The organism is Kitasatospora sp. NPDC088742 (assembly GCF_055584905.1).
In genome coordinates, this window is the sequence record NZ_JBVJLD010000001.1 from 227,673 (window position 1) to 242,306 (window position 14,634).

8 protein-coding genes are annotated in these 14,634 nt (G+C 75.1%); 1 reads left to right on the forward strand and 7 read right to left on the reverse strand.

The features are described 5' to 3' along the window. Nucleotides 1–24 precede the first annotated feature (24 nt). From ACZ6ZR_RS00960 to ACZ6ZR_RS00985, 6 genes are all read right to left on the reverse strand, one after another. On the reverse strand, nt 25–1,941 hold the full coding sequence (locus ACZ6ZR_RS00960) for a hypothetical protein (protein ID WP_465638009.1): 1,917 nt from the start codon (nt 1,939–1,941) through the stop codon (nt 25–27). After that, nucleotides 1,938–3,128, reverse strand: coding sequence for a VWA domain-containing protein (locus tag ACZ6ZR_RS00965; RefSeq protein ID WP_465638011.1), 1,191 nt, complete (start codon nt 3,126–3,128; stop codon nt 1,938–1,940). Before ACZ6ZR_RS00965 ends, ACZ6ZR_RS00960 begins: the two co-directional genes overlap by 4 nt. After that, nucleotides 3,125–5,482, reverse strand: a complete 2,358-nt coding sequence (locus ACZ6ZR_RS00970) for a DUF5682 family protein (RefSeq protein WP_465638012.1) — start codon at nt 5,480–5,482, stop codon at nt 3,125–3,127. Before ACZ6ZR_RS00970 ends, ACZ6ZR_RS00965 begins: the two co-directional genes overlap by 4 nt. Continuing rightward, the gene (locus ACZ6ZR_RS00975) at nt 5,479–6,573 is read right to left on the reverse strand and encodes an ATP-binding protein (protein WP_465638014.1); all 1,095 of its coding nucleotides are present in this window, start codon (nt 6,571–6,573) and stop codon (nt 5,479–5,481) included. Before ACZ6ZR_RS00975 ends, ACZ6ZR_RS00970 begins: the two co-directional genes overlap by 4 nt. Beyond that, the gene (locus ACZ6ZR_RS00980; RefSeq protein WP_465638016.1) at nt 6,570–10,214 is read right to left on the reverse strand and encodes a WGR and DUF4132 domain-containing protein; all 3,645 of its coding nucleotides are present in this window, start codon (nt 10,212–10,214) and stop codon (nt 6,570–6,572) included. The genes ACZ6ZR_RS00975 and ACZ6ZR_RS00980 overlap by 4 nt, the downstream gene beginning before the upstream one ends. A gap of 149 nt (nt 10,215–10,363) precedes the next feature. Further along, on the reverse strand, nt 10,364–10,912 hold the full coding sequence (locus ACZ6ZR_RS00985) for a DinB family protein (RefSeq protein ID WP_465638018.1): 549 nt from the start codon (nt 10,910–10,912) through the stop codon (nt 10,364–10,366). Between the two features lie 341 nt (nt 10,913–11,253). Between ACZ6ZR_RS00985 and ACZ6ZR_RS00990 the strand changes: the two genes are divergently transcribed. Further along, nucleotides 11,254–13,326, forward strand: coding sequence for a S53 family peptidase (locus ACZ6ZR_RS00990; protein WP_465638020.1), 2,073 nt, complete (start codon nt 11,254–11,256; stop codon nt 13,324–13,326). A 7-nt stretch (nt 13,327–13,333) separates the two neighbouring features. Here ACZ6ZR_RS00990 and ACZ6ZR_RS00995 read toward each other — a convergent pair whose 3' ends face one another. Continuing rightward, nucleotides 13,334–14,581: a hypothetical protein gene (locus ACZ6ZR_RS00995; RefSeq protein ID WP_465638021.1), complete on the reverse strand. Its 1,248-nt coding sequence runs from the start codon at nt 14,579–14,581 to the stop codon at nt 13,334–13,336. Between the last annotated feature and the right edge of the window lie 53 nt (nt 14,582–14,634).

The following is a 14,634-nucleotide window of genomic DNA, read 5'->3' on the forward strand; positions in this document are numbered from 1 at the left end:
CCGGGCGGTCGATCTGTCACCCGATCAGGTGGAGCGGTGGTGGAGTTCGAGGGCGAGGTGGAGGTGGAGGGCGGCCTCGGTCCAGGCGGCGGGGGTGGGGGTGGCGGCCAGGGTGGTGAGGAGGGTGGCGGTGTGGTGGAGGCCGGTGCGGCGGAGGGTGGTGAGGGTGGGGGTGAGGTCCGGGCGGGAGTGGCGCAGGCCGGTGTGGGCGAGGTCGGCGAGGGTGGTGAGGGCGGATTCGAGGGCATGGGTGAGGGGGTCTGCGGGGTGCGGTTCGAGGGGTGGCAGGGGGACGGGGGAGGCGGGGGCGAGGTCGGGGACGGTGGGGCCGTCGGGGGTGAGGAGGGCGAGGGGGTCGAGGACGGGGCGGCCGGAGTCGCGGCGGAGGAGGCCGCTGACGTGGGTGACCCGGCCGGAGGTGAGGGTGGTGGCGAGGGAGTCGAGGCGGCCCGGGCAGGCCGGGTCGTGGGCGGCGCGGAGCAGCGCGGCGGCGCCGTGGGGGTCGCGGAGGACGGCTTCGAGCCGCTGCCGGGCCGGGTCGTAGCCGACGGACTCGACGGCGGAGACGGTGAGGACCGCGGCGTCCTCGGCCTCGACCCGGGGTCGGATCAGCCGGGGCGGGCGGTCGTCCGCGCGGCGCAGGTGGAGGGCCAGGTCATCGACGAGCAGGGGTGCGGGCAGGGTGGCCCAGGCGTTGCCGAGCGGGGTGACGGTGGTGGCGGCGACCCGGCCGCGGCCGATGGTGACGGTGCGGTTGGGGTGGCGGGAGAGCTGTTCGCTGACCAGGTTGGCGGTGGCGAGGGTGCGCAGCGAGGAGCCGAGCAGACGGCGGGTGGCGAGCTCGGGGCCGGTGGCGGACGAGCCCTCGGGGAGTTGCCAGTGCTTGCGCAGGACGAGGACGATCCCCGCGTCGGGGTGGGCGAGGTAGAGCTCGGCGGTGAGGGCCCGGGGCGTGGGGCCGGTGACGCGGCAGCCGAGGGAGACCAGGCGGGCCAGGCGGAGCGGGGTGTCGGCGGACTCGCGGGTGCCGAGGGCGCCGGCGGGGTCGAGTGCGGCGGCGCGGCCGCGGGCGTGCAACTCGGTGATGAGGCGGCTGAGTTCGATGGGGGAGTAGCGGGCGTCCCGGGCCGCGTGGGCCTCGGTCTGGCGGTGCAGGGCGGAGACCACGGCGGTCGGCCAGTGCAGCGAGGCATCGGCCAACTGGGCTGCGGTGTGCTCCAGTTGGGCGGTGAAGACCGGGGTGGTGCGGGACGGTCCGTCGAGCAGGAGCTCGTCCGCCAGGGAGAGTGCGGTGATGAGGGGGCCGTCCGGGTCGGAGGAGGGCGCGTCGCCGAGGGTCACCTGGGTGGAGCCGGAGGCGTCGGCCGCGCGGAAGGCCCAGACGGCGAGGACGACGGTCTCGCCGTGGAGGCGGGCGGCGGCGTCGCTGATCGCGTAACCGAGGCCGTGCGGGACGGGGAAGCGGACGGTGCAGGACGGGAGTTCGACCCAGGGGGCGGGGTGGTCGGGGCCGGCGGGGTGGACGGTGGCCCGTCGGCTGCCCCGGGCCAGGGTGCGGCGGGCGGCGGCGAGGGCCGGGCGGCCGAGCACGGCTTCGAGCTGCTCGTCGTCGAACTCGACAGGTGACCAAGGGAGTTCGGGTGGGGAAGCGGTGGGGAGACGGCGCTGGTGGGAGATGACGAGGGTGATCAGGTGGCGGCAGACGCCGACCGCTTCGCAGCTGCAGGAGGCGGCGTCCAGGCCGAGCCCGGGCGGTAGTTCGCTCCGGCTGCCGTCCGGGTGGCGGCCGGAGACAGTGCCGTCCTCGGAGACGGTCACCTCCGGTCCGGCGCCGGCCTCCAGTTCGCGGGTGGCGCGCTTGACGAGACCCCGGTTGGTGAGCGCGGCGAGTGTGTCCGGAGTGAGGGCGAGCAGGTCGGGGCGGTCGGCGGGCGTGGTCATCGGCCGACCTTCTCGGCGACGAAGGCGGCCAGGTGTCCGGGCGTCATGGCCCCGACGTGGGCGCCCGCCTCGGCCAACTGCCCGGCGAGGACGCGGTCGTAGGACGGCTCCGCCTCCTCGTCCAGGGCCGCCAGGCCGAGCACGGTGGCGCCCTGGCCGGTGAGCGAGCGGACGGTGCGGAGCAGGCGGTAGCGGTCGCCGCCCTCGTAGAAGTCGGAGACCACGGCGACCACGGTGCGGCGTGGGTTCTCCACCAGCCGGGCGGCGTGGTCCAGGGCCCGGGCGATGTCGGTGCCGCCGCCCAGTTGGACGCGCATCAGCAGTTCGACCGGGTCGGCGACGTCCGAGGTCAGGTCCACCACCGAGGTGTCGAAGGCGATCAGGTGGGTGCGCAGGCCGGGCAGGCCCCAGAGGCAGGCGGCGGTGACGGCGGAGTGGATGACCGAGCCGACCATCGAGCCGGACTGGTCGACCAGCAGGATCAGCTGCCAGCGCTCCAGGTGCCGTCGGGAGCGGGAGTGGAAGCGCGGCCGTTCGATCAGCACCCGGCGCCGCTCGGGCTGGTAGTGCCTGAGGTTGGCCCGCAGGGTGGCCCGGAAGTCGAAGTCGCGCGCCACCGGGAGGCGGCTGGGGCGGCGCGAGCGGGCGCCGGTGAAGGCCCGGCGCAGCTCGGGGCGGAGACGGGCCGTCAGGTCCCGCACCACGGTCTCGACGATCCGGCGGGCCGTCCCCAGCAGGTCGGGGTTCATCAGGTGCTTGGTCCGCAGGACCGCCCGCAGCAGGGTGACGCTCGGCTCGACCCGGATCAGAACCTCCGGATCGGTGAGGATCTCCTCGATGCCGTAGCGCTCCACCGCGTCGCGCTCCAGACGCTCGACGGTCTCCTTCGGGAAGAGGCGGTGCACGCTGTCCAGCCAGTCCACGGCGGTGAGCAGGGAGGGGCCGTCGGAACCCTCGCGCCGGGCGAGCGGCGCCGGACGCCGGATCCCACGCCCCGTCAGGTCCTCGTCCCGGCCGTAGAGCCACTCCAGGGCGGCGTCCCGTTCGGCGACGGCCGGGGAGAGCGGGCCGGTGGTACGTTCGGCCGGTGCGCCGAGCAGCAGGCGCCAGCGCTCCAGGCCCGGGTCGGTGGCGGGGAGTTGAAGCTCGGTAGGGAGTTCGGGTTCGGCGGGGGTCTCGTCGGTCATCGGGCGGTCCGGGGGTCGGAGGTGAGGCCGTGGCGGTGGAGCGACTGGTGCACGTTCTCCTCCAGGGCACGGGCACGGACCAGGTCGAGCGGGTCGGCGGTGGTGCGCAGGAGGGTACGGGCGGAGCCGCGGCGGCCGCGCCGCTCCAGCAGGCGTTCCGCGATCCGTTCGCGTTCGCGGGGCGGGAAGTGGGCGAAGGCCTGGCGCAGGGCGGGCAGGCCGGTGAGGAAGTCGTGCTCGGTCATCGCGGTGACCAGTTCGTCCAGCGCGTCGAGCAGGGCGGGGGCCGGGGAGTCGGTCAGTTCCTCCCGGGCCAGGGTGAACAGCCCGGTCAGCCAGTCACCCAGCCGGTCCGCGCCGGAGGTGGCGAACTCGCGTGCCAGGGATGGAAGTTCGGGGACGGTGGTGTCGAGGGAGCGGAGCAGGCCGAGGGCGGCGCCCCGCAGGTCGGGCGGTGCGGCCGGGTCGGTGGCGATGCGGCGGGCGGTGTCCAGCACGGCGGCGGTGGGGAGGGGCAGCAGCTCCGCGGCGTGCCGGACGGCGTCCCGTGCGGCGGTCAGGGCGTGCAGGCGGGCGGGGTCGGGGCGGGTGCGGTCGCCGTGCAGGCCCTCGGCCAGCCAGAGGACGCGGTCGGCCGAGGCGCCGATGGTCCGGGCGAGCAGCGGGGAGGCGGCCGCGCCGTAGACGCGGTCGTGCCGCCACAGGTGCAGCGCGGTGCTCAACACCGCACCCGCGTCGGTGAGTTCGGGGAGTGCGGCGGCCCGGTCGGCGAGGGTGTGCAGGAGGCCGGCGGAGAGGGCGTCCGCGCCGCAGAGCACCGCGTCGAAGAGCAGGGCGGCGAGCGGGGCGGTGGCGGAACCCCCGTCGCGCAGGCGCTCGGTGAGGGCGACCACCGCGGCCTCGGCCACCCGGGCGCCGTACGCGCCGGCCTCGACCAGCGCGGCCTCCCGCCCGCCGGGCGGGGTGGGCTCCCACTCCTCGGTGAAGACCGGGTCGGCGCCGGAGGCCGGGCCCGAGACGCGGGTGTGACCGGGGATGCCCAGCACCCGCAGCCGGTGCAGCAGCCGGCTGCGCTCCAGCCCGGCCGGCTCGGTGAGATCGGCGGTGGCCGGGGATCCCAGGAGAACGCCGTGCACAGCGAGTTGGGCGGCGGCCTCGTGCACCAGCGGCGGTGCGGGGGTGTCGGGGTGCAGCCGGCCGACGCGGTCGCCGGCGCCGGCGGCCACCATCTCGACGACCACCGGATCGGAGCCGGGGGCGAGCGTGCCGCGCCCGTTCCACGGCAGCGGCCGGTCGAGCGCCTCCTTGACCAGGGCACCGGCCAGACCGTCCAGCACGTCGGTACGGCTGCGCACCCGGTGGCCACGCAGGGCGGCCAGACCGTCGGCCAGTCCGCGCGCGGCCACCAGGTCGGCGGTGGAGGCGGGCACCCGGCGCTTGCGCAGCCGGCGGACCACCTGCTCCAGCAGACCGTCGGCGGCGGCGGACGGGCCCTGCTCCCAGAGGAGTTGGTAGTAGCCCGGCGAGGGCAGGCCGGACTGGTACCCGGCGAAGGCGTCCAACTGCCGGAAGGAGTACGGGACGAGGAAGCTCCCGCCGACCGTGCCGGCCGCCGGTGCGGGGACCGGTGGCCAGTCGGCGGAAGAGGCCGAGGCGGAGAGGGTGCGGAGGGCCGGGGTGTGGAAGCCGCCGGTCACCACCAGCACCGGCCCCTCGGCGCGGGCCGCGGCGGCGCGCACCCAGGAGGCCATGTACTCCTCCCGGGCCTGGTCGCCGGGGTCCGCGACGGTGTCGCCGCGCACCAACTCGAAGTAGGTGTCCAGTCGTTCGGCCAGTCCGGCCGGGTCGGCCACCTCGAAGAGGCCGTCCCAGAGGGTGTCCACCGAGTCCGTGCCGAAGTGCTCGCACAGCCGGGCTACGGCCTCGGCGTACCGTGACTCGGCGTCGGCGAAGCGGTTGGCCGGTGCCGGCACCGAGATCCCGGACGCCCGTTCGGTGAAGGCCGGGTGCCAGGCGGGCAGGTCGATGAAGCGCACCTGCGCCCCCGCCGCCCGGCCGTGGGTGAGCGCGACCCACTCCGGCGAGTGCTCGCAGAACGGCGCCCAGGAGGTGGTGGTGCGGTGGGCGTCGCGGTGGTGGCCGAAGAGCGCGACCGGCAGCCGGTGGCCGAGCAGCAACTCGTCCAGGCGGTCGTTGAAGTCGGCCGGGCCCTCGATGAGGACGTGCGCGGGGCGCAGCTCCGCGATGGTGCGGGCCACCAACCCGGCGCAGGCGGGGGAGTGGTGGCGCACCCCGAGCAGGACGACACCGTGCAGGACGACGCCGTGCGGGCTCCCGGTGGCCGGGCCCGTCACGGTGCCAGCAGGTGCCGGGCCTGGTACAGGGCCTTCCACTGCGCACCGCGCCGTCGGGATCCCTGCTGCTCCAGGAAGCGTCGCAGCCGGGCCAGGTCCTCCGGGCTGTCCTTGGCGGCGGTGCCGGCCAGGCAGGTCACCAGGTCGGCGGCGTCGCCCGGTTCGCCCCGCAGGTACCAGCCCCGGACGCCGACGGCGTGGGCGACCGAGACCGCCTCGGCCGTGCTCATCACGGCGGAGATCCGCTCCCCGGCCGGCGCGCCGGAGCCGCCGCCCTGCCGCAGCTCGCGGAAGGTGGCCACCAGGACCTCCAGCACGTCCCGGTCGGCCGCCACCGTCACGCCGGAGCGGCGCAGCAGGGCACCGGCCTCGGCCTCGACCAAGGCCAGCTCGGTGTCGAAGTCCGCGATGGGGAAGACGGTTTCGAAGGTGAAGCGGCGCTTGAGCGCGGCGCTCATCTCGTTGACGCCCCGGTCCCGGGTGTTGGCGGTGGCGATCACGTTGAACCCGGCGCGGGCGAAGACCATGCCGTCCGGTCCGTCCAACTCCGGTACCGCGAGCACCCGTTCGGAGAGCAGGGAGAGCAGGCAGTCCTGCACCTCCAGCGGGCAGCGGGTGATCTCCTCGAAGCGGACGATCCGGCCCTCCGCCATCCCCCGCAGCATGGGGGCGGGCACCAGGGAGCGGGGTGACGGGCCTTCGGAGACCAGCAGCGCGTAGTTCCAGGAGTACTTGATCTGGTCCTCGGTGGTGGCCGCGCCGCCCTGCACGGTGAGCGTGGAGGTGCCGCTGACGGCCGCCGCGATCAGCTCGGAGAGCAGTGACTTGGCGGTGCCGGGCTCGCCGACCAGCAGCAGGCCGCGGTCGGTGGCCAGGGTCACCAGGGCGCGCTCGACCAGGGCCGTGCCGCCGACGAACTTGCGGCTGACACCGGCGCGTTCGTCGCCGATCACGAAGCGCCGGGCCGCCCGCAGGCTGAGCTGCCAGCCCGGCGGGCGCGGATCGCGGTCCTCGGCGCGCAGGGCCGCCAACTCCTCGGCGTGGCGCACCTCGGCGGGTGGACGCTGGAGCTCCTGGGAGGAGGTGCTCACGGTGAGGTCACCTCCTCCAGGTCGACGAGCAGCTCGGAGGCGGTGATCGGGTCCAGGTCACGGAAGCGCAGCCGCAGGTCGCCGCGGTCCCAGTGGTCGCGCGGTACCGTGTCCAGCCAGACCGTCTCGAAGGTCTGCTCGGGGAACATGTCCACGACGCCGACCGCGATGCCCTCGTGCAGCCCGATCACCAGGTGGCAGCGCTCGCCCAGCCGCCTGGAGAACCACCGCTCCACGCCCGCGTCCTGGGGCGCCCCGCGCTCCCAGCCGCGCTTGGTCAGACCGAGCAGCCGGCCGACCGGGACTTTGTAGCCCTCGAAGCGGTGCAGCCGGTTGGCGGCCAGCTCCTCGGGGGTCAGGTGACGTACCTCGCGGCCCAGTTGGGGGAAGGGCTGGAGCAGCTCGTAGTCGGCGAACAGCTCCGACCAGGCCGCCAGGGCCGGCCCGTCGAGCAGCAGCGGGTGCGCCAGCCGGACGGTCGCGGTGTCGGGCAGGGTGAACCCCTCGTCCGCCGCGTCGGCGAAGGTGCGGTCCTCGGCCACCCGGAACGCGGTGGTGACGGCGCCGCCGTCCAGGTCGGCCAGCCAGACCAGGCGGCGCGCCAGGTGCCAGACCAGTGGGTGCCGGACGAAGAGGTCGCCGAACTCGGCGGCGGTCCAGGTCCGTTGGGCCACCATCGCCGCCTCCAGCCGGCGCAGCTGGTCGGCGGCGACGGTGCGCACGTCCTTCTTGAGGGCGGCGAAGCGCTTGCGTTCGGCCGGGGCCAGCTCCGGGTGGTCCTTGACGCCCGGCGCGGGCAGGTCCTTGCGCCGCCGGCCGTCGGCGTCCAGCACGTACGGGCGCAGCTGCTCGTCGAAGCCGACCGTGAAGCGGCGCGGGCCGTAGTCCACCACCGTGGTGCCGTCGGCGTCGAGGCCGAGATCGGGCACCAGCCGGTCGGAGAGCTGATCGGCCGTCAGGCCCAGGCCCTCGGCCACCTCCGCGATCCGCTCCTGCGCACGGGACTTGAGCGCCTTGAACTTCACCCGCTGGGCGATGCCGTGCAGGTGCAGCAGCGCCACGTCGCTGCCGATCGCGGCCAGCACACCCAGGCCTTCGACGGCCCGGTGGTGGGCGCCCTCGCCAGGCCACTCCCGCAGCACCGGGGTCAGCCGGCGGACGGTCCCGTCGTCGCCGAGCAGGCCGAGCGCCGTCAGCGCCCAGCTCTCCTTGGACGGCATCCCGGCCTGGCGCCACTCCTCGAACAGCGCCCAGCCGAAGGCGGCCAGCGAATCCCGCCGGCAGGCCTCGGTGACGACCGCCACCCCGGCGTACGGCTCCTCCGGGCGGCAGAGCGCGAGCATGGTGAGCAGGTGCCGCACGGCCGTCTCGGGCAGCGCGGAGCCCGAGGTGAGCAGCAGTTGGGGCAGGACGGCGGGCTGCACCCAGACGGGGAGAGCGGGCAGCTTGGCGGGCAGCGCGTTCTCCAGCGGGTCGGCGGCCAGCGCCTCGGCGACGATCCCGGCCGCCTCGACGCCGTAGCGACCGGCCACAGCGGCGGTCAGGGTCGGTGTACCGGCCTCGACGGCGACCAGCCGCAGCGCCTGCTCGGCCGCCTTGCGGGCGGCGCCGTCCGGGCCGACGGCCTCCGGCACCAGCAGCAGGGCGCCCCGGATCCCGTGCCGGGCGAACCACGAACGGGCCGTCGGCTGGGCCGACTTGAGCCGCACCAGGCAGTCCGCCATCACCTGGGCCACCGCGGCGTCGCGGAACGGCAGCAGCAGCGGGGCGATGTTCGCGGGCTGGGCGGAGGCGGCCGAGAGGACCGCGGGGAGGGCGGAGAGGCCGTAGCGGGCGACCACCGGCCGCAGCTCGTCGGCGCCGCCCCAGGTCTCCACCGGACGCCACTTCTCCAGCCAGGGGGTGAGCAGCTTGAGCGGACCCTGCATCAGCAGCCGCCGCGCGTACCAGAGGTTGGCGCTGTGCTCGAAGACCTGCCAGGCCTCCTTCTTCCAGTCCGTCCCGGGCAGGTACGGGTGCAGCTCCTCGGCCGTGCCCCAGCGCTCGCGCTCACCGTCCCGCCACTCCAACTCCGGTGCGGCGTCGGCCTGGAGGCCGGTGAGCACGCGGACGGTACGGCGGGCACGGGGGCGGCTCCACGGCGGGGAGACCAGCAGGGCGGGCAGCTCCTCCGGGGTGGCCTCGGCCGCGCGGGGCCCGGCGCCGTCCAGAGAGGTGATCAACTCGACTGTCACGCCGTCCAGTTGGGACAGCAGCTCGGGCAGGACGCCGTGGTGGAGCTGGACGTGGGTGGTGAGCAGCCGGCGCGCGTCCGGGGCGCTCGGCCCGTCGGCGAGCACCGTCTCGGCCAGCAGGCGGGTGGCCCGGACGGGGTGGAGCCGCATGGCCTCCTGGAGCGCGGGCCGGGCCTGCTTCTCGGCAAGCCGGCCGAGCAGGAAGCGGAACGCCCGGTCGGTCGGGAGCTGTACCGCCACCGAGGCCACCGCGCGCAGCTCGTCCGAGCCGTGGTAGCTCCCCAGCGCGGTGTCGAGGTAGCGGTCGGCGGCGGTGCCGACGCCGTCGGCGAGGGTGGCGAAGAGGCCTGTGGACCATGCGCGGTACGGGAGTTGGGGGTCCGGGTCGAGCTGGTCCAGCTGGGCCGGGTCGTCCACCGTCGCCAGCAGGAGGGTGAGCAGCGGGCCGCCGTGGGCGCCGTAGTGGGGGGCGTCGGCGAGGCAGTCCTCGGTCCAGCCCGGGGTGCCCGGCGCCAGGTAGGCGGCCAGCAGGCGGCGGACGCTGTCGGTGCGGAGACCGTCGATCGCCTCGACGGTCTCCCGGTGGACCGCCTCGTCGGCGACCGCCAGCAGGGAGCGGAGCCGGGGGGCCAGCTCGCCGGCGCTGTTGAGCGAGGCCCGCTTGACGGAGCGGTAGCGCAGGCGGGGGTCGGTCCGGACGTTCCCGGCCTGGTGGTACTCGACCCGGAGCCCGGACAGCTCCAGCACGGCCTCGGCGGCGAACGGCAGGCCGAAGGTCACCGCCCAGGCGTCGACGAACGGGGACTTCGAGGGGCCGTTGTGCTGCCAGACGGGCGGCAGGATCGCGGCGATCACGGCGGCCCCGAGCGGGTCGGCCGCCCCGGCCAGGTAGGCGCGGGCGGCGGTGACCAGCTCCGCCGGTGCCTGGTGGGAGGTCAACACCCGCTCCACCCAGCCGAGTTGGTCCGCGATCCGCTCCTCCGCCTCGCGGACCGCCTTGGGTGCGGGGCGGGGCACCGCGCGTGTCCGGCCACCGCGGCGGGGCTGGAGGACGCGCTGCCAGGCGGCGGGGAAGACGAAGGCGGTCTCGTCCGGCAGCCCGGCCGGCTCCGCGTCCTCCTCGGCCTCCGGAACGATGGGCTCGGCGGTCTCGCCGGGAACGGCGGGCGCGGTCACCTCGGCGAAGGCGGGAGCGGGAGCGGAGCCGGCCTCGGTGTAGCCCTTGCGGGTCTTCTCCGCGATCAGCTTGGCGAGGTGGGCCTCGGCCGCCCCGGCGGAGGCGAGCTCCTTCACCTGCTCCCGCCCAGCCGTCCCGATCCGGCCGTACCGGACCACGACCGAGCTGCCCTCTACCGCCGCCTCCCAGAACTTCTCGGACCCGTCACCGACGAACTCCCAGCGCCGCACCGCTTCTCCTCCAGGCATGTGACGGGCCACCGGGTGCCGTGATCATCCGGTGTTCGATGCGGCCACCCTAACCAGCGCCCCCGACAGCGGAGCGGGGGAGTCCGCACCGCTGCCGGGGGCGCCGGCCGACCTGGAGACGCGAGGGGGCGTCAGCCCATGCTCTTGGCGCCGTCGATCGCCTCGCGGACGATGTCGGCGTGGCCGGCGTGCTGCGAGGTCTCGGCGATGACGTGCATCAGTACCCGGCGGGCCGACCACTTGGCGTCGCCGTCGAACCACGGCGCCTTCGGCAGCGGGTGGGCCACGTTCAGGTCGGGCAGGGTGGCCACCAGCTCGTCGGTCCGGGCGGCCACCTCGGCGTACGCGGCCAGGACGCCCTCCAGGGTCTCGCCCTCCTGCATGCGGAACTCGCCCTCCCGCGCCGCGAAGTCCTCCGCGGTCATCGCGGAGAAGTCCGGCATCGCGGACGGACCCTCCAGGATGAAGTTCACCCAGGTCTTCTCCACGCTCGCGACGTGCTTGATCAGCCCGCCGACGGTCAGCCCGCTGACCGTCGATCGGTGCGCGGCCTGCCGGTCCGTCAGTTCGTTGGCGGTGAAGCGGAGGAAGAACCGCGACTTGCCGAGCTGCTCCAGCAGGTCGGCGCGCTCCCCGTCGAGGGCCGGGGCGGTGGTCGGGGCCTGGAGGTTGGTGGTCATGGTGGCTCTCCGTCTTCGTCTTCGTCGTTCTGGTCGGTCGTTCCGTCGACAGGACCAAAGGTAGGCCGGAACTAGGTCAGAACGTGTCCGCTGTGCCGCCGGTCGCGGCAGAAGTTCCGGAGCCCGCCGTTCCGGGTCCCACGGGCAGGTGATCCCCTCGATCCGGTCATGGCCGGGCAAAACTTGGCGGCCCGCTCTTGAGCCGCGCACGCCGGTCCGAATAGACAGCTTCCGCACAGTCACCACCGATGCCGCCGCGCGGGAGGTCTCCGCCGCGGCGCGCTCCGTCACGCCTCCACGAGGGGCAGTTGACACTCCGTCGAACCGAGAGGGGAGCCGACGTGCCCACCGCACGGAAGCAGCTTTCCAAGAGCGTCGGCCCGGCCACCGCCACGGCCACCGCCGCGATAGCGACCGCAGCCGCCCTGGTCCTGGCGACCATGGGCGCGGCCGCACCCGCCTCCGCCACGCCCGCCGGCGAGGGCGCCAGGACCCTGAGCGGCAGCCACCCCGCCTGGGCCACCCCGCAGGCCGACCTCGGCGCCGTGGACGCCGCCGCGCCCGCGAGCGCCCGGATCTACCTGGCCGGCCGGGACGCGACCGGCCTGGCGGCGCTCGCCCAGGCCGTCTCCGACCCCGGATCGCCCGCCTACGGCCAGTACCTGACGGCCGATCAGGTGCGTGGCCGGTTCGGCGCCACCCCGCAGCAGGTCGCGGCCGTCACCTCCTGGGTGACCGGCGCGGGCCTCACCGTCTCCTCCGTCACCGCGCACTACGTCCAGGTGACGGGCCCGACCGGCGCGTTCGCCAAGGCCTTCGGCACCGACTTCCGCAGCTACCGCACCGCGGACGGCACCCACCGCGCCCCGGCCCGGGACGCCCAGCTGCCCGCCCCGGTGGCCGGCGCCGTCCTCGGCGTCTCCGGCCTGGCCGACGCGATCCACGTCAACGTCTCGCACGCGGTCTCCGTCCGTGAGGCCGAACGGCGCTCCGCCGCCGAGGGTTTGGCCGCGCCGGACAAGAAGCCCCCGGCCACGCTGCCGACCGTGCCGACCTGCTCCGAGGACGGCTACGGCTCCAAGACCGCCAAGGGCGCCCCCGAGGGCTACGAGAAGAACGAGCCCTTCGCCCCCTGCGCCTACGTCCCCGCCCAGCTCCGCACCGCCTACGGGGTGACCGGCGCCAAGGCCACCGGCAAGGGCGCCCGGGTCGCCGTCATCGACGCGTACGGCCTGCCCACCATGGAGCAGGACGCGAACCACTTCTCCACCCTGCACGGCGACCGGCCGTTCGCGCCCGGCCAGTACACCGAGCACGTCACCCCGGCGCAGTGGACCCACCAGGACGAGTGCGGCGGCGCCGACGGCTGGGCCGGCGAGGAGGCGCTGGACGTGGAGATGGTCCACGGCCTCGCCCCCGACGCCCAGGTGGTCTACGTCGGCGGCAACTCCTGCTACGACGAGGACCTGTACGACGCGATGGCCAAGGTCGTCGACGAGCACCTGGCCGACGTGGTCTCCAACTCCTGGGGCGAGATCATGCACGCCACCGGCGGCGACATCGACCCCGCCGTGGTGGCCGCGGACAACCACGTCTTCCAGCTCGGCGCCGTGACCGGCATCGGCTTCGCCTTCTCCTCCGGCGACTGCGGGGACAGCTCGCCCGGCGCCGCCGCCACCGGCGTCAACTGCGAGGCGGCGACCAACCAGGCCCAGACGGACTGGCCGTCCTCCTCCCCGTGGGTCACCTCGGTCGGCGGCACCGCGCTCCAACTCCGGGACGGGGACGGCCGGTACGGCGACGAGGTCTCGATGGGGGACAAGCGCTCGGTGCTCTCGGCCGACCAGAAGTCCTGGACCCCGTTCCCGGGCGCCTTCTACTTCGGCGGCGGTGGCGGTGTCTCCAAGGACTTCGCCCAGCCCTGGTACCAGAAGGGCGTGGTCCCCGACCGGATCTCCACCACCGCGGCCGACGGCACCCACTCCGCCACCCCGCTGCGCGCCACCCCGGACCTCGCCATGAGCGGTGACCTGGTCGCCGCCACCCTGGTCGGCTACACCGCCGACGGCGCGTACAGCGAGGGCGGCTACGGCGGCACCTCGGTCTCGGCGCCGGAGGCGGTCGCGATGCTCGCCGACGCCGTCCAGGCCCGCGGCGGCCGTGCCCTCGGCTTCGCCAACCCGGCGCTCTACGACCGGGCCGGGCGCGGGGTCTTCAACGACGTCGACGACACGGCCAACCACTCCAAGCGGGGCAACGTGGTCGACCTCGGCACGGTGAACGGCGCCCTGAAGATCCGCCTCTACCGGATAGGCGCGGACTACGGCCTCTCGGCCGCCCGCGGCTACGACACCGCCACCGGCCTGGGCTCCCCGGGCCGGGACTTCCTCCGGTCGTTCCGCCTCGGGGGCTGACGGCCGGTCAGGCGGGAAGGACCTCGTCGACGTGGTCCGCGCCGTAGCGGAACTCCTCGGCGAGTGACCGGAAGCGGCCCCGCCGGTCCTCGGTGACGGGGACCTCGCGGGCGCCGAGTGTCTGGAGGAGGAGACGGAAGCCCAGGTCGGGGTCGACCTCGGTGACCAGGGCCGCGAGCGCCGCCTCCTCCGGACCGCCCAGCCCGGCCTCCCGGACCTCCCGGAGCACGGGTCCGGCGAGGCCGGTGCGGGCGGGGGAGACCGAGGGCAGGTAGCAGGGGTCGACCTCCGCCAGGCGCTCGCGGCAGACCCGGGCGACCTCCTCCAGCCAGGCCCGCACGTCGGCGTCGAACTCCTCGGGGTCGGACCGCCGTTGAGAGGCCGTCAGCCACAGCGTGGTGAGCTCCCGGTCGGACAGCGCCGAGTCCAGCAGCCGCCGCACGTCCTCCAGCAGCACGGCGGCGTGCGAGCCGGGCACCTCGCCCAGGCCCTGGTCGGTGACTGTCCGGATGTTCTCCCGCACGGTGCCCAGGTGCCGCCAGTGCGACCCCCGGAACACGGCGGCGAGCATCGGCAGCCCGAACCGGCCGAGCCCGAAGTCGCGCCGGCCGGAGTCGATCGGGGGCCAGCGGACGTTCAGCTCCGCGCAGACGGCGGCGACGGGGTAGGCGAGCGAGTCACCGAGAGCCAGCAGCCGGGCGTACTGCTCCGCCCCGACCGGTACGGAGTACGCCTTGGCGGCCCGGAGGAACAGGCGGAACCCGAGATCGGCGTCCACCTCGCGCACCACCCGCAGCAGCGCCGGGACGATGTCCGGTACGGCGACGGCAGGTTGAAGGCCCTCCGCCGCCTCGATCTCCGCCGCCACCGTCCCGCGCAGCGTCGCCTCCGGGACCTGTGGCCGTACCGCGTCGAGGGCCTTCTCCTCGTACGGGCCCCGCTCCGGCGGGTACGGCGGGCACCGTTCCGCGATCCGGTGCAGCCAGGCCCGGACGTCCGTGCCCTCGGCGGCCGGGTCGAAGCACCGCCGGACGGCGGCCAGCCAGACGGCGCGAAGCACTTCGTCCGGCAGCGCGGAGCCGACCAGCAGCCGGGCGTCATGGCCCAGCACGGCGTCCTCCTCCGCCGTGGCCAGGACGAGCACCACCGGCCCGTCGAGCCGGAGCGCCGCCCGGGAGCACAGCGTGCCGGTCAGGCCGCTGAGCCCGAAGTCGGCCGGGTGGTCGTAGTAGTGGACCTCGCGCACGCGGGCCATCGTCCCTCCTGAGTGGAACGGGCACCCCTCGGTGTGAGGAGTGCCCGTTCCGT